This window comes from Mesorhizobium sp. C432A (genome assembly GCF_030323145.1).
GTDB lineage: Bacteria > Pseudomonadota > Alphaproteobacteria > Rhizobiales > Rhizobiaceae > Mesorhizobium.
On record NZ_CP100470.1, the window covers coordinates 3,258,033 to 3,277,908 of the forward strand.

The 19,876-nt window shown below is 63.4% G+C and carries 17 protein-coding genes and 1 other RNA gene; 16 read left to right on the plus strand and 2 right to left on the minus strand.

What is annotated here, in order from left to right; all coding sequences use genetic code 11:
- Window positions 1-7: 7 nt before the first annotated feature.
- Window positions 8-3,967 (minus strand): hydantoinase B/oxoprolinase family protein, encoded by a 3,960-nt coding sequence (locus NLY33_RS15735; protein WP_286438800.1) that lies wholly within the window; start codon window positions 3,965-3,967, stop codon window positions 8-10.
- Window positions 3,968-4,144: 177 nt separating this feature from the next.
- On the opposite strand from NLY33_RS15735, the gene NLY33_RS15740 reads away from it, so the two are divergent.
- The 7 genes from NLY33_RS15740 (at window position 4,145) to NLY33_RS15770 (ending at window position 8,126) form a co-directional block, all read left to right on the plus strand.
- Window positions 4,145-4,342: a hypothetical protein gene (locus NLY33_RS15740; RefSeq protein WP_023668260.1), complete on the plus strand. Its 198-nt coding sequence runs from the start codon at window positions 4,145-4,147 to the stop codon at window positions 4,340-4,342.
- Between the two features lie 208 nt (window positions 4,343-4,550).
- Window positions 4,551-5,270 carry a J domain-containing protein gene (locus NLY33_RS15745; protein WP_023705557.1) on the plus strand — a complete coding sequence of 240 codons (720 nt, stop codon included), beginning with the start codon at window positions 4,551-4,553 and terminating at the stop codon, window positions 5,268-5,270.
- The gene (locus NLY33_RS15750; protein ID WP_023705556.1) at window positions 5,267-6,034 is read left to right on the plus strand and encodes an N-acetylmuramoyl-L-alanine amidase; all 768 of its coding nucleotides are present in this window, start codon (window positions 5,267-5,269) and stop codon (window positions 6,032-6,034) included. The genes NLY33_RS15745 and NLY33_RS15750 overlap by 4 nt, the downstream gene beginning before the upstream one ends.
- Before the next feature lie 184 nt (window positions 6,035-6,218).
- Window positions 6,219-6,923, plus strand: a complete 705-nt coding sequence (locus tag NLY33_RS15755; protein ID WP_023705555.1) for a lytic transglycosylase domain-containing protein — start codon at window positions 6,219-6,221, stop codon at window positions 6,921-6,923.
- Window positions 6,924-6,973: 50 nt separating this feature from the next.
- Window positions 6,974-7,371: RNase P RNA component class A (gene rnpB / locus NLY33_RS15760), an RNA gene on the plus strand.
- Window positions 7,372-7,551: 180 nt separating this feature from the next.
- Window positions 7,552-7,836, plus strand: a complete 285-nt coding sequence (locus NLY33_RS15765) for a type II toxin-antitoxin system ParD family antitoxin (RefSeq protein ID WP_023688026.1) — start codon at window positions 7,552-7,554, stop codon at window positions 7,834-7,836.
- Window positions 7,833-8,126, plus strand: coding sequence for a type II toxin-antitoxin system RelE/ParE family toxin (locus NLY33_RS15770; protein WP_023668265.1), 294 nt, complete (start codon window positions 7,833-7,835; stop codon window positions 8,124-8,126). The genes NLY33_RS15765 and NLY33_RS15770 overlap by 4 nt, the downstream gene beginning before the upstream one ends.
- A gap of 8 nt (window positions 8,127-8,134) precedes the next feature.
- On the opposite strand, the gene NLY33_RS15775 is transcribed toward NLY33_RS15770, so the two are convergent.
- On the minus strand, window positions 8,135-9,250 hold the full coding sequence (locus tag NLY33_RS15775; protein ID WP_023705554.1) for a cystathionine gamma-lyase: 1,116 nt from the start codon (window positions 9,248-9,250) through the stop codon (window positions 8,135-8,137).
- 402 nt (window positions 9,251-9,652) lie between these two features.
- Here NLY33_RS15775 and mraZ point away from each other — a divergent pair, with 402 nt between their 5' ends.
- Genes mraZ through ftsW form a run of 9 tightly spaced genes read left to right on the plus strand, consistent with a single transcriptional unit; the run spans window position 9,653 to window position 19,875 of the window.
- The gene (gene mraZ / locus NLY33_RS15780) at window positions 9,653-10,126 is read left to right on the plus strand and encodes a division/cell wall cluster transcriptional repressor MraZ (RefSeq protein ID WP_023690870.1); all 474 of its coding nucleotides are present in this window, start codon (window positions 9,653-9,655) and stop codon (window positions 10,124-10,126) included.
- Complete coding sequence (gene rsmH / locus NLY33_RS15785; protein WP_032995794.1) at window positions 10,126-11,139, plus strand: 16S rRNA (cytosine(1402)-N(4))-methyltransferase RsmH; 1,014 nt, start codon at window positions 10,126-10,128, stop codon at window positions 11,137-11,139. The genes mraZ and rsmH overlap by 1 nt, the downstream gene beginning before the upstream one ends.
- A 4-nt stretch (window positions 11,140-11,143) precedes the next feature.
- Window positions 11,144-11,536, plus strand: coding sequence for a cell division protein FtsL (gene ftsL / locus NLY33_RS15790; RefSeq protein ID WP_023682142.1), 393 nt, complete (start codon window positions 11,144-11,146; stop codon window positions 11,534-11,536).
- 14 nt (window positions 11,537-11,550) lie between these two features.
- Window positions 11,551-13,275: a peptidoglycan D,D-transpeptidase FtsI family protein gene (locus tag NLY33_RS15795; protein WP_023682141.1), complete on the plus strand. Its 1,725-nt coding sequence runs from the start codon at window positions 11,551-11,553 to the stop codon at window positions 13,273-13,275.
- Between the two features lie 54 nt (window positions 13,276-13,329).
- On the plus strand, window positions 13,330-14,784 hold the full coding sequence (locus NLY33_RS15800) for a UDP-N-acetylmuramoyl-L-alanyl-D-glutamate--2,6-diaminopimelate ligase (RefSeq protein ID WP_023705552.1): 1,455 nt from the start codon (window positions 13,330-13,332) through the stop codon (window positions 14,782-14,784).
- Entirely contained in the window at window positions 14,781-16,214 is a 1,434-nt protein-coding gene (locus tag NLY33_RS15805) for a UDP-N-acetylmuramoylalanyl-D-glutamyl-2,6-diaminopimelate--D-alanyl-D-alanine ligase (protein ID WP_023705551.1), read from the plus strand. The genes NLY33_RS15800 and NLY33_RS15805 overlap by 4 nt, the downstream gene beginning before the upstream one ends.
- An 18-nt stretch (window positions 16,215-16,232) precedes the next feature.
- Window positions 16,233-17,315 carry a phospho-N-acetylmuramoyl-pentapeptide-transferase gene (mraY, locus tag NLY33_RS15810; RefSeq protein WP_023668273.1) on the plus strand — a complete coding sequence of 361 codons (1,083 nt, stop codon included), beginning with the start codon at window positions 16,233-16,235 and terminating at the stop codon, window positions 17,313-17,315.
- 8 nt (window positions 17,316-17,323) lie between these two features.
- Entirely contained in the window at window positions 17,324-18,724 is a 1,401-nt protein-coding gene (gene murD / locus NLY33_RS15815) for a UDP-N-acetylmuramoyl-L-alanine--D-glutamate ligase (RefSeq protein ID WP_023697020.1), read from the plus strand.
- Window positions 18,724-19,875: a putative lipid II flippase FtsW gene (gene ftsW, locus NLY33_RS15820; protein ID WP_023668275.1), complete on the plus strand. Its 1,152-nt coding sequence runs from the start codon at window positions 18,724-18,726 to the stop codon at window positions 19,873-19,875. Before murD ends, ftsW begins: the two co-directional genes overlap by 1 nt.
- Window position 19,876 lies beyond the last annotated feature (1 nt).

Sequence of the window (19,876 nt, forward strand, 5' to 3'; positions counted from 1 at the left end):
CGCGAGTTCAGGCCTTGCCAAATCCCCCCGGTGTCGGCGTCGTCAGGATGACGGCGTCGCCGGCGTCGAGCACGGTCTGGTCGCAGGCCTTCAGCGTCTCGACGCTGCCGTCCTGGCGGCGGACCTTGGTCGAGCCGACCTCGCCGTCACTGCCGCCATCGAGGCCTTGCGGCGGGCGGTTGCGGTGCGAGGACAGGATGGCGCATTCCATCTTTTCGAGGAAGCGGATGGTGCGCCTGGTGCCGTCGCCGGCGCTCCATTTGCCCTTGCCGCCGGAACCTTCGCGGATGTGGAAATCCTCGAGCATGACGGGAAAGCGCAGTTCCAGCACCTCAGGGTCGGTGAGGCGCGAATTGGTCATGTGGGTGTGGACGCCGGATGTGCCGGCAAAGCCGCGGCCGGAGTTCATCCGGCCTGCCGGCGAGCCGGAGCAGATGGTCTCGTAATACTGGTACTGCTTGTTGCCGAAGGTCAGGTTGTTCATCGTGCCTTGCGCATTGGCCATGGCACCCATGGCGCCGAACAGCGCGTTGGTGACGTGCTGCGAGGTCTCGACATTGCCGGCGACGACGGCGGCGGGGTAGGCGGGCTTCAGCATCGAGCCTTCGGGGATGATGATGTTGATCGGCCGCAGGCAGCCGGCATTCATCGGGATCATGTCCTCGACCATGACACGGAAGGCATAGAGCACGGCGGCGCGGGCGACGGGCTCGGGCGCGTTGAAATTGTTCTTCTCGACCTTCGAGGTGCCGGTGAAGTCCACGGTCGCCTCGCGCTTTTGCCGATCGACGGTAATCTTCACCTTGATCACCTGGCCGGTGTCGGTCGGGTATTCGTACTCGGAACTATCGGGCAGCCGCTCCAGCACGCGGCGAACGCTTTCGGCGGCGTTGTCCTGGACATGGCCCATATAGGCTTCGACGACATCGAGGCCGAAATGGCCGACCATCTTGCGCAATTCCGCCACGCCCTTTTCGTTCGCGGCGATCTGCGCCTTGAGGTCGGCGATGTTCTGGTGCGGGTTGCGGGCGGGGTAGGGGTGGTCGGTGAGCAGCGTTTGCAACTCCGCCTCGCGGAATTTTCCACGATCGACGACCCGGAAATTGTCGAACAGCACGCCTTCCTCGTCGACCGTGGTGGCAAGCGGCGTCATCGAGCCGGGAGCCGTGCCGCCAATGTCGGCATGGTGGCCGCGCGAGGCTACGTAGAAGATTACTTCCTCCCCCCTTGAGGGGGAGGTGGCGGCGGAGCCGCCGGAGGGGGTCGTTGCGGCAGTGCTCGACGCTCTTGTGGTGCCTTCTGAGAGGACCCCACCCGGCCGCTGCGCGGCCACCCTCCCCTCAAGGGGGAGGGAAAACACCGGCGTCACCACCGTGATATCAGGCAAATGCGTGCCGCCATTATAGGGGGCGTTCAGCGCAAAGACGTCGCCGGGATGGATGTCGCCGGAGTTCAGCCGGATGATGGTTTCGACCGAGCGGTCCATGGAGCCGAGATGCACCGGCATGTGCGGCGCGTTGGCGACCAGCGCTCCATGACGGTCGAAGACGGCGCAGGAAAAGTCCAGCCTTTCCTTGATGTTGACGGAATAGGCGGTGTTCTGCAGCGTGACGCCCATCTGCTCGGCGATCGACATGAAGAGGTTGTTGAAGACCTCCAGCATCACCGGATCGGCTTCGGTACCGAGGGCAGCCGTGCGAACTTTCCGTTCCGTGCGGCGAATGACGACGTGATTGAGGTTGGTGATTTCGGCCTGCCAGCCCGGCTCGACGACGATGGTCTGGTTCGGCTCGATGATCAAAGCGGGGCCTGGGACCAGATTGGATGGGCGCAGGTTTTCGCGGCGATGGATGCCGGCCTCATGCCAGCGGCCCTCGGTGTAGATGCGCCGCGTTCCCGACGCACCCGCTTCAACCCTTGCCGGTCCGGCGGGCGCAACGGCTTCGGCCGTGGTCTCGACGATCTCGGCGCCTTCCACGCCAACGGTCTCGACGATCATCGGCTTGTCATCATAGACGAACCCGAACTGCGCCTTGTGGGCGATTTCGAAATCGCGCCTGGCCTGGAAGATCGAGTCGCCTTCGAAATTCACCGGCAGCGTGGTGTCGGTGCCGTCATAGCGGATGTGCAGCACCGGCTTTGCCGCAATCTTGTCCTCGGCGATGCCTTGCGCTGCCAATTCGGCGATGACGGCTTTTTTCAACGTGCCGATGAGGCTGCCCATCTGGGTCCTGGATTCTTCGGCAAGCGGCTTCAGGAGCGCCTGCTGGCGCGACGCGAAAACCGACGACAGGCCGATACCATAGGCTGAGAGCAGACCGGAGAAGGGGTGGATCAGTACCGCCTCCATGCCGAGCGCGTCGGCAACCAGGCAGGCATGCTGGCCGCCGGCGCCGCCAAAACAGTTCAAGAGATATTCGGTGACATCGTAGCCGCGCTGCACGGAGATCTTCTTGATAGCATTGGCCATGTTTTCCACCGCGATGGTAACGAACCCTTCGGCGACGGCTTCCGGCGTGCGGCCATCGCCGATTTCGACGGCCAGCGCAGCGAATTTTTTGCGCACGGCGGCCACATCGAGCGGCTGGTCCTGGCCTGGGCCGAAAATTGCCGGGAAGAAATCGGGCTGCAGCTTGCCCAGCATGACATTGGCGTCGGTGACGGCCAGCGGGCCGCCGCGCCGGTAGGCGGCGGGGCCAGGATTGGCGCCGGCGGAATCCGGGCCGGCGCGGAAACGGCCGGCTTCGTAGTGCAGGATCGAGCCGCCGCCGGCAGCGACGGTATGGATGCGCATCATCGGCGCACGGATGCGCACGCCGGCGACCTCGGTGTCGAAGGCGCGCTCATACTCGCCGTCATAATGGGCGACGTCGGTCGAGGTGCCGCCCATGTCGAAACCGATGACTTTCTCGAATCCGGCGAGTTTCGCCGTCTCGACCATGCCGACGACACCGCCGGCCGGGCCGGACAGCAGCGCGTCCTTGCCCTGAAACATGTCGGCGGCGGTAAGCCCGCCCGACGACATCATGAACATCAGGCGAGGGTTCTCCCTCCCCCTCGAGGGGAGGGTGGCGGCGAAGCCGCCGGGTGGGGTCGCCGCGGCAGTGCTCGACGCTTTGGTGGTGCCTCCTGAGAGAACCCCCTCTGTCGGCTTTGCCGACTGCCCTTCGCTATGGCTCCGGGCGTTCGTCGCTGAAAAAGCCAAATCGTTGGCTTTTTCTCGGCCTTTGGCCGACCGCTCCTCACCCCCCACAAGTGGGGAGATTGGCGTCGCGCCCAGTTCTCCCGCCACCCTTTGCACATAGCGCGACAGGATCGGCGACAGATAGGCATCGACCACGGTGGTGTCGCCGCGGCCGACCAGTTTGATCAGCGGCGAGACTTCATGGCTGACCGAGACTTGGCTGAACCCGATCTTGCGGCAGACTTTCGCCACCGCCTTCTCGTGGTCGGGATATTTCCAGGCATGCATGAAGACGATGGCCACCGCATCGATGCCGTCGGCCTTCGCCTGTTCGATGGCGGGCCGGCAGGCGGCGATGTCGAGCAAGCGCTCGACCTCGCCATTGGCGCGCACACGCTCGTCGATCTCGATGACTCGCTCGTAGAGCTGTTCGGGAAGGATGATCTCCTTGGCGAAGATGTCCGGCCGCGCCTGATAGGCGATCTTCAGCGCGTCGCGAAAGCCCTTGGTGATGAGCAAAAGCACACGGTCGCCCTTGCGCTCCAGCAGCGCATTCGTGGCAACGGTGGTACCCATCTTGACGTCACCGACCAGGCCCGGAGGAATAGCGGTGCCGGATTTCAGCCCCAGAAGCTCGCGGATGCCGGCTATGGCCGCGTCGGGATAGGCTTCGGGATTTTCCGACAGGAATTTCCTGGGATGCAAACCGCCTTGCGGATCACGTCCGATCACGTCGGTAAAGGTGCCGCCGCGGTCGATCCAAAAATCCCATTTCTTGTCCACGCAGAACTCCGGCATTGCATTTGGGTCCAGACTGTTAGTTCGGCATCGCCCGGCCCGCAATCGGTAGTGCGCGGATGTTACATCAGGAAACGCAACGTTACGAAACTCATGGCCGTTTGATGCATTTTGCCTTCGACCGTTCACCGCAACGTGAGCGTGTGTTGAAGGAGAGATGTCATGAAAAAGCTCATTCTTGCTTCCGTTTCCGCCCTGGCCCTGTTCGGCGTTGCCGCCTGCAGCGACAGCGGTACGGATAACACCACCACCCAGAGCACCAATCCGCCAGCCGCCGAGCCCATGAAGCCGGCGACGCCGGATGCACCGAAGCCTGCAGAACCGGCTCCGGCAACACCTGCTCCTGCCCCCGCGCAGTAGCAGCAGTCCCGGTCACTTTGACGTGACGAGAGAGGAGGCCGGCTCCGCGCCGGCCTTCCTGCGTTTAGGTCGATTCGGGGCTCAAGGGCCTTGAACCGGCTCTTTTCTACGGTTTGGGATCTGGCGCGTCGGTTGCTTGCGCAAATCGATCCACTCTGCGGCGCTGTCTTGGCTTGATAGCAATGGCCGGCGGCCCTAATAAGCGCTCATGTCGATTTGGGATCGCCTCGGCGACTTCATCAACCGCGTTTCATCTTCAGCCACGTCCGGTGTAGCCGATGTGGTCGAGGCCGTGCGCACGGTTTTCTCCGGTGACGCTGATCTGCGCCGGCGCGTCGCCTTCTCTGTGGCGATGATTGCGCTGTCGGCCAAGATGGCCAAGGCCGATGGCATCGTCACCCAGGACGAGGTTCGCGCGTTCCAGGAAATATTTGAGGTGCCGCGAGAACAGACCCGCAATGTGGCGCGGCTTTACGATCTGGCCAAGCGCGACGTCGCCGGGTTCGAGACCTATGCCGAGAGTATGGCGCAGATGTGCGGCTCGGGCCATTCGAACTGCGTCATGCTGGAAGACATACTCGACGGTCTGTTCCATATCGCCAAGGCGGACGGGCTGGTGCATGAGCGCGAAGGGATTTTCCTGCACCGTATTGCCGAGATTTTCCGCATCGACGAGGTGCACTACGAGGCCATCATGGCCAGGCACGTCAATCTCGGCGCCGGCGATCCCTATATCGTGCTCGGCATTGAGCGCGGCAAACCGTTCGAGGAGGTCAGGAAGCGATACCGCAAGCTGGTCTCCGACAATCATCCGGACCGGCTGATCGCGCGCGGCCTGCCGCAGGAATTCATCAAGATTGCAACGACCAGGGTCGCGGCGATCAACGCGGCCTATGAAATGATCGAGCGGGGCCTCAGGCACGCATGAGCGGCTTCCCGCCCGACGAGCCAAGCGCGGAGGTCAGGGTATCGCCGAATTTCGGCCCGCGGCGCGAAACGCTCAGGCCCGACATGATCGTGCTGCACTATACCGGCATGGCGACGGGTGCTGCCGCCGAAGCCTGGTTGTGCGACCCCGCAAGCGAAGTCTCGTCGCACTACCTCGTCCATGAGGATGGCCGCATCATCCAAATGGTGCGCGAAAGCGACCGCGCCTGGCACGCCGGTGCAAGTTCCTGGTTCGGTCGTCGCGACATCAACTCCTGTTCGGTCGGCATCGAAATCGTCAATCCCGGCCATTCGCTCGGCTATTCGGCCTTTCCCAAGCGGCAGGTGGAAGCGGTGATCGGGCTTTGCCTTGGTATCATCGAACGCCATTCCATTGCGGCGCAAAGGGTGCTTGCCCATTCCGACATCGCGCCGGGGCGCAAGATCGACCCGGGCGAGAAATTCCCCTGGAAGGCGCTGTTTGCGGCCGGGGTCGGCCATCTCGTGCCTGCGGCGCCGGTCCGGCGCGGCGCGGCGCTGAAAGCCGGCGATACCGGCGCCGAGGTCGAGACACTGCAGTCGATGCTGGCGCTCTATGGCTATGGCGTCGAGATATCAGGTGTCTTCGACCGCCAGACCGAAATCGTCGTCGAAGCTTTTCAGCGGCATTTCCGACCGCGCCTGGTGGATGGTGTCGCCGACGGCTCTACGTCTAGCACGCTGCAAAGCCTGCTGACTTCCCTTACGTCAGTTGCCTCTAAATAATCTTTTTCTGATATTCAAGTTACAGCCTGTCACTGAAAGTGAATTGCCTCGCCTTGTTCGACACAAATTCCGCCCTCAAAGGCGGTTCGTGCAAGTTATCGGACCTCCAGCCCCCCGGATGCTCCGATATTGATTAGGCGTTGCTGCGTGAAGATCTTCGCGCGGCCAAACAGAACGGGACCACATGCAGAAATTGACCGTTGTAACGGCAGCTATTGCTGCCGGCGTAATGACTTTTACCTTCAGCACGGCCGATGCCGCACCACTGAGCCAGAGGGCAGACCAGGGCTTCATCGCCGCACCCGCCAAGGCCACCATGACGAAAGCAAACCCGAAAGCAAAAAGAGCAACCACCGCGAATGTGCGCAAAGCAGCCGTGGTGAAGGCCAGAAAAGCCACGGCCAAGAGGCATTTTAAGCGCAACAGGAAGAGCGTCGACCTGACGACGACCGCATCGATCCGCCCAAGCACCGCTGCGGAGTCGACTGCGGCAGCCGCGCTTGGCGACCAGTATTCGGCAATCATTGCCCGCTATGCTGCGGCCGAAGGCGTGCCGGTGTCGCTGGCCCAGGCGGTCATCAAGATCGAGAGCAACTACCGGCCGAACATCGTCGGCAGCGCGGGTGAAATCGGCCTGATGCAGATCAAGCCGGCAACGGCGCGGATGATGGGGTATAGCGGCTCGGCCAAGGGTCTATTCGATCCCGACACCAACATCAAATACGGCATGAAGTACCTTGCCATGGCGCGCAATCTCGGCGGCGGCACCACCTGCGGCACGATCCTGAAATACAATGCCGGCCATGCCGCGACGCGGATGAACCCGGTGTCGGCGGCCTATTGTGGCAAGGTCAAGGTGCAGTTGGCGGCATTGGGATCGCCGGCATAAGTCTGCTTTTTCATTTGCGTTTTGGAACGTGAACCCCTTTATACGCTCTGCCAGCTGGCCGGGCGGCCGCACCCGCAAAGCCGAAAGGCTGCGGGTGAGGAAAGTCCGGGCTCCATGGAGACACGGTGCCGGTTAATGGCCGGCGGGGGCGACCCCAGGGAAAGTGCCACAGAAAGCAAACCGCCACGATTTATCGGGGCAAGGGTGAAAGGGTGGGGTAAGAGCCCACCGCGCGACTGGCAACAGGAGCGGCACGGTAAACCCCACCGGGAGCAAGACCGAATAGGGACGGTGCGAGGGGAAACCTTCGAGGGCTGTTTCCGGCTCACCGTCCGGGTAGGTTGCGTGAGGCGCATGGCAACATGCGCCCAAGATGAATGGCCGCCACGTTCTCGCCCCGAAAGGGGCGAGGGCCATACAAAACCCGGCTTACAGGCCAGCTGGCAATTTCTCCCCCATATCGCGATTAATCCTTTGGATCAGCAGTCTGCGCCTTCGGGCGCAGCTGGCGATTCAGGTGCTTGAGCGATTGAATCAAGTACGCATGCTGGGGTCGAGACAAACGCATCCTTGAAGCTGGTACGATTTAATCGTACCATGATTGTCATGGTTTGATCAGGAGCGCATCATGGGTCACGTCGACAAACGCAGTATCACGCTTTCGCCGGAACTGGCGGCGGCGGTCGACGATGTCGTGGCCGCCGGCGAATATGCCTCGGCCAGCGAAGTCATCCGTGATGCGCTGCGGCAATGGAAAGACCGCCGCGATCTTCTCGGCTACACGGTCGAGGAATTGCGCAGGCTGGTTCAGGAGGGGATCGACAGCGGACCGGCGGTGGACGGCCAGCCCTTCATGGACCGGCTGCGAGCCAAATATCAGAGGATGTCGGAAGCTGCAGGCTCGGAAGAGTGAAATATCGGCTGCTTCCTCAGGCGATATCAGATGTCGAAGGCATCGGTGACTACATTGCGGAACATAGCCCAAAGGGAGCCATGCGCCTTGTGGACGCTTTGGAGAGGCGCTGGACACTGCTCACCTTGCACCCGTTCTCAGGTGCGCCGCGCGATGATATCGCGCCCGGCATTCGTCATCTGATCGTCGGCGAATATGTCACTCTGTATCGCATGGGCGAAGACGCGATCGAGATCGTCCGCGTTTTGCACGGCAGGCGCGATATTGGCGCCGACGACTTGGTGACCTAACCGCCAGCTCAGATGCCGATGTTGTCCAGCGATGCCTCGATCGCCTGCCAGAGTTCTTCCACCGGCTCGCAGCCCACCGACAGGCGCACGAAGCCGGGCGGAACCGAATCTCCTCGCTTGGCCCGCCGCTCGGCGGAGGTGTGGACACCCCCGAACGACGTTGCCGCCTGCATCAGCGTGCAGTTGTTGATGAAATCCTCGGCCTTTTCCTGGGAGAGGAGTTCGAAGGACATGAGGAAGCCGAAGCGCTCCATCTGCGCCCGGGCGAGGTTGTGCGACGGGTCGCCCTCCAGCCCGGGGTAGCGCAAGCCGCTAACGGCGCGATGGTTTTTCAGGCGCTTCGCGATCACCTCGGCAGAAGAACACATGCGGTCGAAGCGTACCTCCAGCGTCTCCAGGCCGCGATGCACCAGCCAAGCCTCGAACGGGCCGGGAATGCCGCCCGCGGTCTCGCGCCAGCCGGTGACGTCCGCGATGATGTCTGGATTGCGGCTGGCGACATGGCCGAACAGCACGTCGGAATGCCCGTTGGCCGCCTTGGTGTCGGCAGCAACGACGATGTCGGCGCCGAGATCGAGCGGGCGCTGGCCGAACGGCGTCATCGTGGTGTTGTCGACGACGACGATCGCACCCGCTTGGTGCGCGACTTCGGCGACGGCTGTGATGTCGCAAATGTCCAAGCGCGGATTTGACGGGGTTTCAACGTAGACAAGGCGGTAGCCGTCGAAGCCGCCGTCGAGGAATGTAGATGTCGGCCGCAGATCATAGGCGACGCCGAAGGGCTTGAGGAAACGTTCGGCCAGCGCGCGTGTGGCATGGTAGCCGTCCGAAGGCAAAAGCACGCGGTCGCCGGATTTCAACAGGCCGAAAAACACCGCCGAGATTGCCGCCATTCCGGATGGGAAGCTGACGCATGGCGCGTCTTCGAGATGCGCCAGCATGTGCTCGACTGCATCCCAGGTGGCGTTGCTGTAACGGCCGTACTGACTGTAGCCGGCGCCGTCGCCCGGGTTGTGGAAAATAGCGGCCATGGTCAGCGGCAATGGGATGGGGTCGCCTTTGGCAAGTCCGTCGCGCCGCAGATGGGCAAGGGAGGCCGCGCGGGACCTGGCTGTTTCGGGCATGGATTTCTGACCTTGTTGCTCAGCGAAAAGACTGACGACGCTATTCGCGGCAGTGATGCGCGGCAAGCCGCTTCCGCTTGGGCCAGCCCGCTCTAAACGGTTCGTTAGGCTTAATGGGAGATAAAGACGGGAGTGTTGTCAGAGCTGCTCTCACCGGTTGTGGCGCGCGCGTTTGTGAAGCCTGTTCCCGTTGACGCCCATAGTGCCCCATGATATCCCATTTCGATACCAAAGCCTTCGTTCCGCGTCAGGGTAAAGCGTACGCCAATCGGGCAGCTGCGGCGGCTGTGCGTTTGCGGGGTTTTGCCGCTGGGATCGAAGCGGATTTTCGGCAGGGGACGCGCTTCGGCGCGGACGAAAACATGGAGAGGGGTGCGGCGGCGGAAGCGGCTGCAGCGTGTCATGGACCGGTTTCTGTCAAGCGCGGTGAACAGGATCGATGCGAAGGGGCGGGTCTCCGTTCCGGCGCATTTCCGCGCGGTCGTGCAGAAGCGCGGCTATTCGGAGCTCTACGCGCTGCGCGGACTGGACGTGCCTGCGATGGATGTCGGCGGGCTCGATCTGCTCGACCGCTACGAGCAGCGCATCGCGCTGGAAGACCCTTTTTTGCAGACGGCGGACGATATGTCGTTCTTCTGCCATGGCGACGGGACGTTCCTGAAGCTCGATCAGGATGGCCGCATCACGATGAGCGATTTCATCCGCGAGCATACGGGCATCACGAGCGAAGTGGCCTTTGTCGGCCGCGGCAATTTCTTTCAAGTTTGGGAGCCTGGACGGCTGGCCGCCTATGGGGCGCAGGCGCGAGCCAGACTTTTGCAGCTTCGGCAGGGGACGAAGGCTCACGAGGGCAAGGCTGGGGAGCGACCGGAGTGATGGCGGATCACGGCGATGATCTCAGCGCCGTTGGCGGACCGGTCCGCCACATTCCGGTCCTCCTTGCCGAAGTGTTGGAAGCGCTCTCGCCCAAAGCCGGCGATGTGATCGTCGACGGCACGTTCGGCGCTGGCGGCTACACCAAGGCGATCCTGGCGAGCGGCGCCTCGGTGGTGGCGATCGATCGCGATCCCGATGCGATTGCCGCCGGGCGCGGCCTGGAACAGCAATCCGGCGGCAGGCTAAGGCTGGTGCAGGCGCCGTTCTCGACGCTGGACGAGCAGGTCGAAAGCGCCGACGGCGTTGTGCTCGACATCGGCATTTCCTCCATGCAGGTCGACCAGCCCGAGCGCGGCTTCTCGTTCCGCACCGACGGGCCGCTCGACATGCGCATGGCGCAGGCGGGCTTGAGTGCTGCCGACGTCGTCAATTCGTTCAAGATAGGCGACCTTGCCCGCATCTTCGGCTTCCTCGGCGAAGAGCGGAATGCCGGCCGCATTGCCCGCATGATCGAGTCACGCCGCGAAAAACGTCCGTTCGAGCGCACGCTCGATCTCGCCGACGCCATCGAAACGCATATCGGCCGCGCGCCGAAGGACAAGATTCATCCGGCCACCCGCGTCTTCCAGGCGCTGCGCATTTTCGTCAATGACGAGCTGGGCGAATTGGCCAAGGCTCTGGTGGCATCCGAGCGGGTATTGAAGCCCGGCGGGCGGCTTGCGGTGGTGACGTTCCATTCGCTGGAAGACCGCATCGTCAAGCGCTTCATCGCCGACCGCGCCGACGTCGCCACCGGCTCACGTCATTTGCCCGAGGCGCACGCGCGCACTGCGACCTTCCGCAAGGCTGGTGGCGGCGTGACGGCAGGCGATGCCGAGGTCGCTGCCAATCCGCGGGCGCGCTCGGCCAGGCTGCGTACCGCCATCCGCACCGAGGCGCCGGCGCGCGCCGGTGATCTCACCATTTTCGGCCTTCCAAAGCTTCCCGGCATCCAGGCGCCGCGAGAGAGGTGAATACGTGTTTCGAACCAGCGACATAGTCCTGATCGCCGTCATGGTCTCGGCCGCGGCCCTGACCTACAAGGCCAAGCGCGAGGCCGAGGAACAGCTGGCTTCGGTGCAGAAGATCGAGGCGCAGATCCGCTATGAGGAGGACACGATCGACCTGCTCAAGGCCGACTGGAGCCTGCTGACCCAGCCGTCGCGCCTGCAGAAGCTGGCTGAAATCTACAAATCGCAGCTCGCACTCGAGCCGGTCAATGCGCGGCAGATCGTCGGGCTCGACGACCTGCCGGCAAAACCGCTCAACATCGAGGACCTGTCGTCGCAACGGCTTGGCGGCATGGCCGACAATTCCGGCAAAGGACCAGCCGACAAGGATCCCGTGGTCACCGGAGCCATCGTCCAATGATCGCTGGATTTCCAATGCGCGCCAAACTTCCGTCGGTCGGCAAATTGCTGAAGCGCCGCGCACGGACCGGCGAGGACGGCTCCATCGTGGTCGAAGGCGCGCGCAAGGCGACCGGCGGCAAGGCCAAGACCCGCATCGTGATGACGATGGCGGTGTTCTTCGGCATCTATTCGACCATCGCCGGGCGGCTGGTCTATCTCGGTTTCCAGTCCCCCGACATGTCGAATGGGCCGCAAAGCCGGGTGACGGCGTCGCGTCCCGACATCGTCGACCGCAACGGCGAGGTGCTGGCGACCGACATCAAGACGGCATCGCTGTTTGCCGAGCCGCGCCGCATCGTCGATGCCGACGAGGCGATCGAAAAGCTGTCGACCATTCTGCCAGATATCGACCCCGAGCAGACCTATCACAAGCTGAAGAGCGGCGCCGGCTTCGTCTGGCTGCAGCGGCAGCTGACGCCCAAGCAGCAGGCCGACATCATGCAGCTCGGCATTCCCGGCATCGGCTTTCGCACCGAAAAGCGCCGCTTCTATCCTGCCGGCGTGACCTCGTCCTACATTGTCGGCCTCACCAACATCGACAATCAGGGCATCTCCGGCATGGAGAAGTACATTGACGAGCAGGGCCTGAGCGACCTGCAGGCCTCAGGCTTGGCGATCGCCAAGGATCTGAAGCCGGTTCAGCTGTCGATCGACCTGCGCGTCCAGCATGTGGTGCGCGACGAGATTGCCGCCGGCCTCGAGCGCTATCGCGCCATGGGCGCCGGCGCCGTCGTGCTCAACATCAAGACCGGCGAAGTGGTGGCGATGGCCTCGGTGCCGGATTTCGATCCGAACAATCCCTTCAATGCGCAGGACAAGGATCGGCTGAACCGCATGTCGGCCGGCCTCTACGAGATGGGCTCGACCTTCAAGAGCTTTACCTCGGCCATGGCGCTCGATTCCGGCAAGGCGAACATGAACAGCCGTTTCGACGCCTCGCATCCGATCCGGGTCGGCCATCAGGCCATTCACGATTTCCACGGCAAGAACCGCGTGCTGTCATTGCCGGAGGTGTTCCTTTACTCCTCCAACATCGGATCGGCGCGTGAGGCCGAAATGGTCGGCATCGAGGGGCACCGCGAATTCCTGCATCGCCTTGGCCTTCTGGACAGGATGCAGACCGAACTGCCTGAGGTCGCGCGCCCGACCGAACCGAAGGTCTGGAAACAGGTCAACTCCTTCACCATCGCCTTCGGCCATGGCGTGTCGACGACGCCGCTGCAGGCCGCCGTCGGCTGCGCGGCGCTGATGCAGGGCTATTTGATCCCGCCGACTTTCCTGGTCCGCAGCGAGCAGGATGCCATGGCGGTGGCCAAGAGAGTGGTCAGCGAAAAGACTGTGGAGGGCATGCGCTACCTCTACACGCTCAATGCCGAGAAAGGCTCGGCCAGAAACGCCAGGGCCCCCGGCTACCGCGTTGGCGGCAAGACCGGAACCGCCGAGAAGGTGATCAATGGCCGCTACTCGAAGGAACTGAATTTCAACACCTTCGTCGCCGCCTTCCCGATGGACGATCCGCAGTATCTGGTGTTTACGATCGCTGACGCTCCGCACCCGGAAAAGCCCGGGATGACCGACGTCGCCGCCAACAATGCGGGTGTCATGGCCGGAAACATCATCAGGCGGGCAGCCGCCATGCTTGGCGTGAAGCCAGATTTCAGCCATGAAAATGGCGCAACGCTGGTTTCCTATCAGTGATTCTTAGGGCGCGCCGGCAACTGCGCGCCATTTTGTTGAGATAAACGGGGTTCGATGCACCTGAGAGATTTAGCCGGTATCCTGCCTGTCGAGGGAACATCTTCCCGCGATGTGGAGGTAACCGGGATTTCGTCGGATTCCCGCACGGTCAAGACCGGCGTGGTCTTTTTCGCGCTCGCCGGCAGCAAGGCGGATGGTTCGGCCTATGCCGCCGATGCGGCAAAGCGCGGCGCAGCGGCGGTTGTCGTTGGCAACGCCAGCGCCGTTTCCGGCCTGTCCGTCCCGGTGCTCAGCGTCGACGACCCACGCCTGGCGCTGGCGCTGAGCGCGGCACGTTTCTTCGGCAGCCAGCCGGAGACCATGGTCGCGGTTACCGGCACCGCAGGCAAGACCTCGGTCGCCGCCTTCATCCGGCAGATCTGGGAGCAGGCCGGCTTTGCCGCCGCGTCCATTGGCACCACCGGCGTGGTGGCGCCGGGCCGCAACGACTACGGTTCGTTGACCACACCCGATCCAGTGGCTTTGCACCAGTTGCTCAAGGAATTGGCGGAGGCCGGCGTCACCCACGCCTCGATGGAGGCTTCCAGCCATGGTCTCGACCAGCGCCGCCTTGATGGCGTCAAGCTCGCCGCGGGCGGTTTCACCAATCTCGGCCGCGACCATATGGACTATCATCCGACGGTCGAGGAATACCATCGCGCCAAATTGCGCCTGTTCGACACGCTGCTGCCGAAAGGCGCGCCGGCGGTCATCTTTGCCGACGATCCGTGGTCGGCGCCGACCATCCAGGCTGCGCAGGCCGCCGGGCTCAAGGTGCTGACGGTCGGCCGCCATGGCGATTTCCTGCGCCTGAAGCGGGTCGAGCACGAGCGCCACCGCCAGCGCGCCGAGGTCGAAGCCGACGGCGTGCTCTACGAGATCGACCTGCCGCTCGCAGGTGACTTCCAGATCGCCAATGCCCTGGTTTCGGCCGGGCTGGCCATTTCCACTGGAACGCCGGTCGCCAAAGCTTTGATGGCATTGGAGAAACTTCAGGGGGCACCGGGACGGCTCGACCTTGTCGGCGCCACCGCCAATGGCGCGCCCGTCTATGTCGACTATGCCCACAAGCCGGATGCGCTGGAAAATGTGCTGGCCGCCGTGCGCCCGTTCACCACCGGTCGCGTCATCGTCGTGTTCGGCTGCGGCGGCGACCGCGACCGGGGCAAGCGGCCGATCATGGGCGAAATCGCCACGCGGCTGGCCGATGTCGTCATCGTCACCGACGACAATCCGCGCTTGGAAGTGCCGGAAACGATCCGTGCCGCGATCCTGGCAGCCGCGCCCCGCGCGATTGAAATCGGCGACCGCCGCAAGGCGATCCACGAAGCGGTCGCCATGCTCAAAGCGGGCGATACGCTGATCGTTGCAGGCAAGGGCCATGAAGAGGGCCAGACCATCGGCGCCGAGACGTTTCCCTTCTCCGACCACGAGGAAGTCCGCTCGGCGCTGCGGGAGCGGGCCGCATGAGCGTGCTCTGGACTTCCGAGGCGCTGGTCGACGCCATGGGCGGTCGGCCGCTCGGGCCGATGCCGGAGGGAATTTCGGGGATCTCGATCGACAGCCGCAGCCTGCAGCCGGGCGACGCCTTCTTCGCCATCAAGGGCGAGGCGATGGACGGCCATGACTTCGCGACCGCGGCGATCAAGGCCGGCGCCGGCGTTCTGGTCGTCGCCGAAGTCAAATTGCCGTCGCTCGGGCGGCTGACGGCGCCGATGATCGTCGTGCAGGATGTGCTGGCAGCACTGGAGAAACTCGGTGTTGCCGCCCGCGCCCGTTCCAGCGCAAAAATCATCGCGGTGACCGGATCGGCCGGCAAGACCACCACCAAGGAGGCGCTGCGTCATGTGCTGTCGGCCGTTGGCAAGGTGCACGCGTCGGCGCAGTCCTTCAACAATCATTGGGGCGTGCCGCTGACGCTGGCGCGCATGCCCGGCGATTGCGACTATGCGGTGTTCGAGATCGGCATGAACCATCCGGGCGAGATCCGGCCGCTGGTCAAGATGGTCCGGCCACATGTGGCCATCGTCACGATGATCGCCGCGGCGCATCTCGGCTTCTTTAGAAATCTCGACGAGATCGCCAAGGCCAAGGCCGAGATTTTTGAAGGCATCGAGCCCGGCGGTGCGGCCTTGCTCAACCGCGACGATGCGCGATGGAAGCTGCTCGATAAGATGGCGCGAGCCGCCGGCGTCGAACATGTCTTTGGCTTCGGCGAGAATGCACGGTCGACCTACAAGCTGACCAAATGCGAGCTGCATGCCGATCATTCCGACATCACCGCCAGGATCGGCGGGCAGGATGTGACGGCGCTCATCGGCGCGCCCGGCCGCCACATGGTACAGAACGTCCTGGCGGTGCTCGGCGCCGCGCATTTGGTTGAAGCCGACATCGGCAAGGTGGCCTTGGCACTGGCCGATCTTTCGGCCGAGCGTGGCCGTGGGAAGCGCCATATGCTTCGCCACCCCAAGGGACCGATCACACTGATCGACGAGAGCTACAACGCCAATCCGGCCTCGATGGCTGCTGCCATGGCGCTGCTCAACGCGACGCCTGTCACGGGCGAGGGCCGGCGCATCGCCGTGCTCGGCGACATGCTCGAGCTCGGCGACCATTCGGCCAAGCTCCATGCAGCCCTTGCCGAACTGATCGTCGGCACCGGCACAAACACGGTCTTTCTCGGCGGTCCGGAAATGCGGGCGCTGGCAGACATCCTGCCCGACGAGATCAAAACGGAATACCGCGCCGGCGCCGAGGAATTGAAGCCGCTGCTGTTGTCGACGCTGAAGGCCGGCGACGTGGTGATGATCAAATCGTCGAAAGGCATCGGCTTTTCAAAGCTGGTCGAGGCCTTGCTCGGCAAATATCCGGCGGAAGCCGCAGGCACGAAACAGAACTAGTCCGGGGAACGGAATCGTATGTTTACATTGCTCGTCGATTTTGCGGACAAGGTCTCGGTCTTCAATGTCTTCCGCTACATAACTTTCCGCACCGGCGGTGCGCTGATCACCTCGGCGCTGATCGTCTTCATCTTCGGGCCGACCATCATCAATTCGCTTAGGCTGCGGCAAGGCAAGGGCCAGCCGATCCGCGCCGATGGCCCGCAGACGCATTTCAAGAAGGCCGGCACGCCGACGATGGGCGGGCTGATGATCCTGTGCGGCATCGTCGGCTCGTCGCTTCTATGGGCGAACCTCTCCTCGATCTATGTCTGGGTGGTGCTCTTGGTGACGCTGGGCTTCGGTTCGATCGGCTTTTACGACGACTATCTCAAGGTAACCAAGCAGTCGCATCTCGGCTTTTCCGGCAAGGCGCGGCTGGCGTTGGAATTCGTCATCGCCGGCATCGCCGCCTGGGCGATCATGCATAATGGCCAGGCGCCGTTCTCGTCGTCGCTGACCTTCCCCTTCGCCAAGGAATTCATCATCAATCTCGGCTGGTTCTTCGTGCCGTTCTCCTGCTTCGTCATTGTCGGCGCCGGCAATGCGGTGAATTTGACCGATGGCCTCGACGGGCTGGCGATCGTGCCGATCATGATCGCGGCGGCATCCTTCGGCGTTATTGCCTACCTCTCCGGCAATGCGGTGTTCGCCGAATATCTGCAGATTCATTTCGTGCCCGGCACCGGCGAGCTGGCTGTCGTGCTTGGCGCCGTCATCGGCGCCGGCCTCGGCTTCCTCTGGTTCAACGCGCCACCGGCAGCGATCTTCATGGGCGACACCGGTTCGCTGGCCATGGGTGGCCTGATCGGTACGGTCGCGGTCGCCACCAAGCACGAAATCGTGCTGGTCATCGTCGGCGGATTGTTCGTCGTGGAAATCCTGTCGGTCATCATCCAGGTCGGCTACTTCAAGATGACCGGCAAGCGCGTCTTCCTGATGGCGCCTATCCATCATCATTTCGAAAAGCTCGGCTGGACCGAAAGCCAGGTGGTGATCCGCTTCTGGATCATCGCCGTCATCCTGGCGCTGGTCGGCCTGTCGACCCTCAAGCTGAGATAGGAACCCGCTTGATCCCCGCCGCATCCTTTTCGGGCAAACGCGTTTCGCTCTTCGGGCTCGGTGGCTCGGGGATCGCCACGGCGCGCGCGCTGATCGAGGGCGGCGCCGACGTGCTCGCCTGGGACGACAATCCCGATAGCGTCGCCAAGGCTGCTGACCAAGGCATTGCGACCGCCGATCTGCGCGGCGCCGACTGGTCGAAATTCTCGGCCTTCGTGCTCTCACCCGGCGTACCGCTGACGCATCCCAAGCCGCACTGGACGGTGGAGTTGGCGCGTGGCTCCGGCGTCGAAGTGATCGGCGATATCGAATTGTTCTGCCGCGAGCGGATTGCGCGCGCGCCTGATGCGCCGTTCATCGCCATCACCGGCACCAACGGCAAGTCGACGACCACGGCGCTGACCGCGCATATCCTCAAATCGGCAGGGCGCGGCACACAGATGGGCGGCAATATCGGCCGCGCCATCATGACGCTTGATCCACCGCGGGCTGACCGGCACTATGTCGTCGAGTGTTCGTCCTACCAGATCGATCTCGCGCCCTCGATCAATCCGACGGCCGGCATCCTGCTCAACCTGACGCCCGACCATCTCGACCGCCACGGCACCATGCAGCACTACGCTTCGATCAAGGAGCGGCTGGTCGCCGGCAGCGAGACAGCCATTGTCGGCGTCGACGATAGCTGGTGCGCGCAGATCGCCGACCGGCTGGAGAGGGCGGGCCGACAGGTGATCCGCATCTCCAAGCGGCTGCCGCTGACCGACGGTTATTTCGCCGACGGCTCCGATCTGATGGAAGCCGTGCATGGCCGCTACAGCCGCGTCGCCTTCCTCGAAGGCATCGGTTCGTTGCGCGGCCAGCACAATGCGCAGAACGCGCTTGCCGCGGTCGCCGCCTGCCTCAAGGTCGGCTTGAGCCTCGGCGAGATCCAGGCAGGACTTGAGAGCTTCCCGGGCCTGGCGCATCGCATGGAGCAGGTCGGACGGAAGGACCACGTGCTGTTCGTCAACGATTCCAAGGCGACCAATGCCGATGCGGCGGCACCGGCGCTGTCGAGTTTTTCGCGCATTTACTGGATCGCCGGCGGACTGCCCAAGGAAGGCGGGATCGAGCCGCTGCGCGGTTTCTTCCCGCGCATCGCCAAGGCCTATCTGATCGGCGAGGCGGCGCCCGCGTTCTCGGCGACGCTCGGCGAAGCCGTGCCCTATGAAATCTCGGGCACCCTGGCCGCCGCGGTCGACCATGCCGCGAAAGACGCGGCCAAGGATGACAGCGGCGAGGCGGTGGTGCTGCTGTCGCCGGCCTGCGCCAGTTTCGACCAGTTCAAGAATTTCGAAGTTCGCGGCGAAGCCTTCAGGCAAGCTGCGAATGCTATCGAGGGCGTGAAACCCATCGGAGGGGCACGATAATGCAAAGCCGTCTCGACAAAAGCCCGGTCGCAACCTGGTGGTGGACGATCGATCGCTGGTTCCTGGCGGCGTTCCTGTCGCTGATGGGGCTTGGCATCGTCTTGTCCTTTGCGGCAAGCCCGGCGGTGGCCGAACGCATCGGCCTCGACAGTTTCCACTTTGCCACCAGGCAGATCATCTTCACCGTGCCGGCGCTCGGCGTGATGCTGGCAGTGTCCTTCCTGGAATCGCGGCAGATCCGGCGCATGGCGCTGATCATCCTGGGCATCATGCTGGTGCTGATGGTGGCCGTGCTCTATATCGGCGTCGAGGTGAAAGGCGCGCGGCGCTGGGTGTCGTTTGTCGGCATGTCGATCCAGCCGTCGGAATTTCTGAAACCCGCCTTCGTCATCGTCTGCGCCTGGCTGTTCGCCGAACACAAGCGCCAGCCCGACATCCCGGGCAATTTGTTTGCCATGCTGCTGCTGATCCTGGTCATCTCGCTTCTGGTGGCGCAGCCCGATCTCGGCCAGACCATGCTGGTGACCGGCACCTGGGGCGTCATGTTCTTCATGGCCGGCCTGCCCTGGCTATGGATCATCGCGCTTGGCGCCACCGGCGCCGGCGGCCTGTTTGCCGCCTATACGGTGTTCCCGCACGTCGCCGCCCGCATCGACAAATTCCTGACCGGCGAAGGCGACACGTTCCAGGTCGACATGGGCCGCGAGGCGCTGATCAACGGCCACTGGTTCGGCGTCGGCCCGGGCGAGGGCACGGTCAAGCGGGTCATTCCCGACGCGCATGCCGATTTCGTGTTTTCGGTCGCCGGCGAAGAGTTCGGGCTGATCATGTGCTTCTTCATCATGTCGATCTTCGCCTTCATCGTGCTGCGCGGCTTGAGCACGGCATTGAAGGAACATGATGATTTCACCCGCTACGCCGTCGGCGGTCTCGTCACCGTCTTCGGCCTGCAGTCGGTCATCAACATGTGCGTCAACCTGCAACTGATGCCGGCCAAGGGCATGACGCTGCCTTTCATCTCCTATGGCGGCTCCTCGCAGATCGCCATTGCCATCTCGATGGGCATGGTGCTGGCGCTGACGCGCAAGCGACCGGAAAAGCGCAAGCAGATGGGCTTTGCCCTGTCGCAGCGCGCCCTGCCGGCGGAGTGAT

What these genes read in the sequence shown, in the direction of transcription:
- NLY33_RS15765 (WP_023688026.1), top strand. Translation starts at nt 7,552, where the DNA reads ATGGGTCACGTCGACAAACGCAGTATCACGCTTTCGCCGGAACTGGCG.
- NLY33_RS15750 (WP_023705556.1), top strand. Translation starts at nt 5,267, where the DNA reads ATGAGCGGCTTCCCGCCCGACGAGCCAAGCGCGGAGGTCAGGGTATCG.
- NLY33_RS15805 (WP_023705551.1), top strand. Translation starts at nt 14,781, where the DNA reads ATGAGCGTGCTCTGGACTTCCGAGGCGCTGGTCGACGCCATGGGCGGT.
- NLY33_RS15755 (WP_023705555.1), top strand. Translation starts at nt 6,219, where the DNA reads ATGCAGAAATTGACCGTTGTAACGGCAGCTATTGCTGCCGGCGTAATG.
- NLY33_RS15740 (WP_023668260.1), top strand. Translation starts at nt 4,145, where the DNA reads ATGAAAAAGCTCATTCTTGCTTCCGTTTCCGCCCTGGCCCTGTTCGGC.
- ftsW (WP_023668275.1), top strand. Translation starts at nt 18,724, where the DNA reads ATGCAAAGCCGTCTCGACAAAAGCCCGGTCGCAACCTGGTGGTGGACG.
- NLY33_RS15800 (WP_023705552.1), top strand. Translation starts at nt 13,330, where the DNA reads ATGCACCTGAGAGATTTAGCCGGTATCCTGCCTGTCGAGGGAACATCT.
- NLY33_RS15775 (WP_023705554.1), bottom strand. Translation starts at nt 9,250, where the DNA reads ATGCCCGAAACAGCCAGGTCCCGCGCGGCCTCCCTTGCCCATCTGCGG.
- mraY (WP_023668273.1), top strand. Translation starts at nt 16,233, where the DNA reads ATGTTTACATTGCTCGTCGATTTTGCGGACAAGGTCTCGGTCTTCAAT.
- mraZ (WP_023690870.1), top strand. Translation starts at nt 9,653, where the DNA reads ATGGACCGGTTTCTGTCAAGCGCGGTGAACAGGATCGATGCGAAGGGG.
- rsmH (WP_032995794.1), top strand. Translation starts at nt 10,126, where the DNA reads ATGGCGGATCACGGCGATGATCTCAGCGCCGTTGGCGGACCGGTCCGC.
- NLY33_RS15795 (WP_023682141.1), top strand. Translation starts at nt 11,551, where the DNA reads ATGCGCGCCAAACTTCCGTCGGTCGGCAAATTGCTGAAGCGCCGCGCA.
- NLY33_RS15745 (WP_023705557.1), top strand. Translation starts at nt 4,551, where the DNA reads ATGTCGATTTGGGATCGCCTCGGCGACTTCATCAACCGCGTTTCATCT.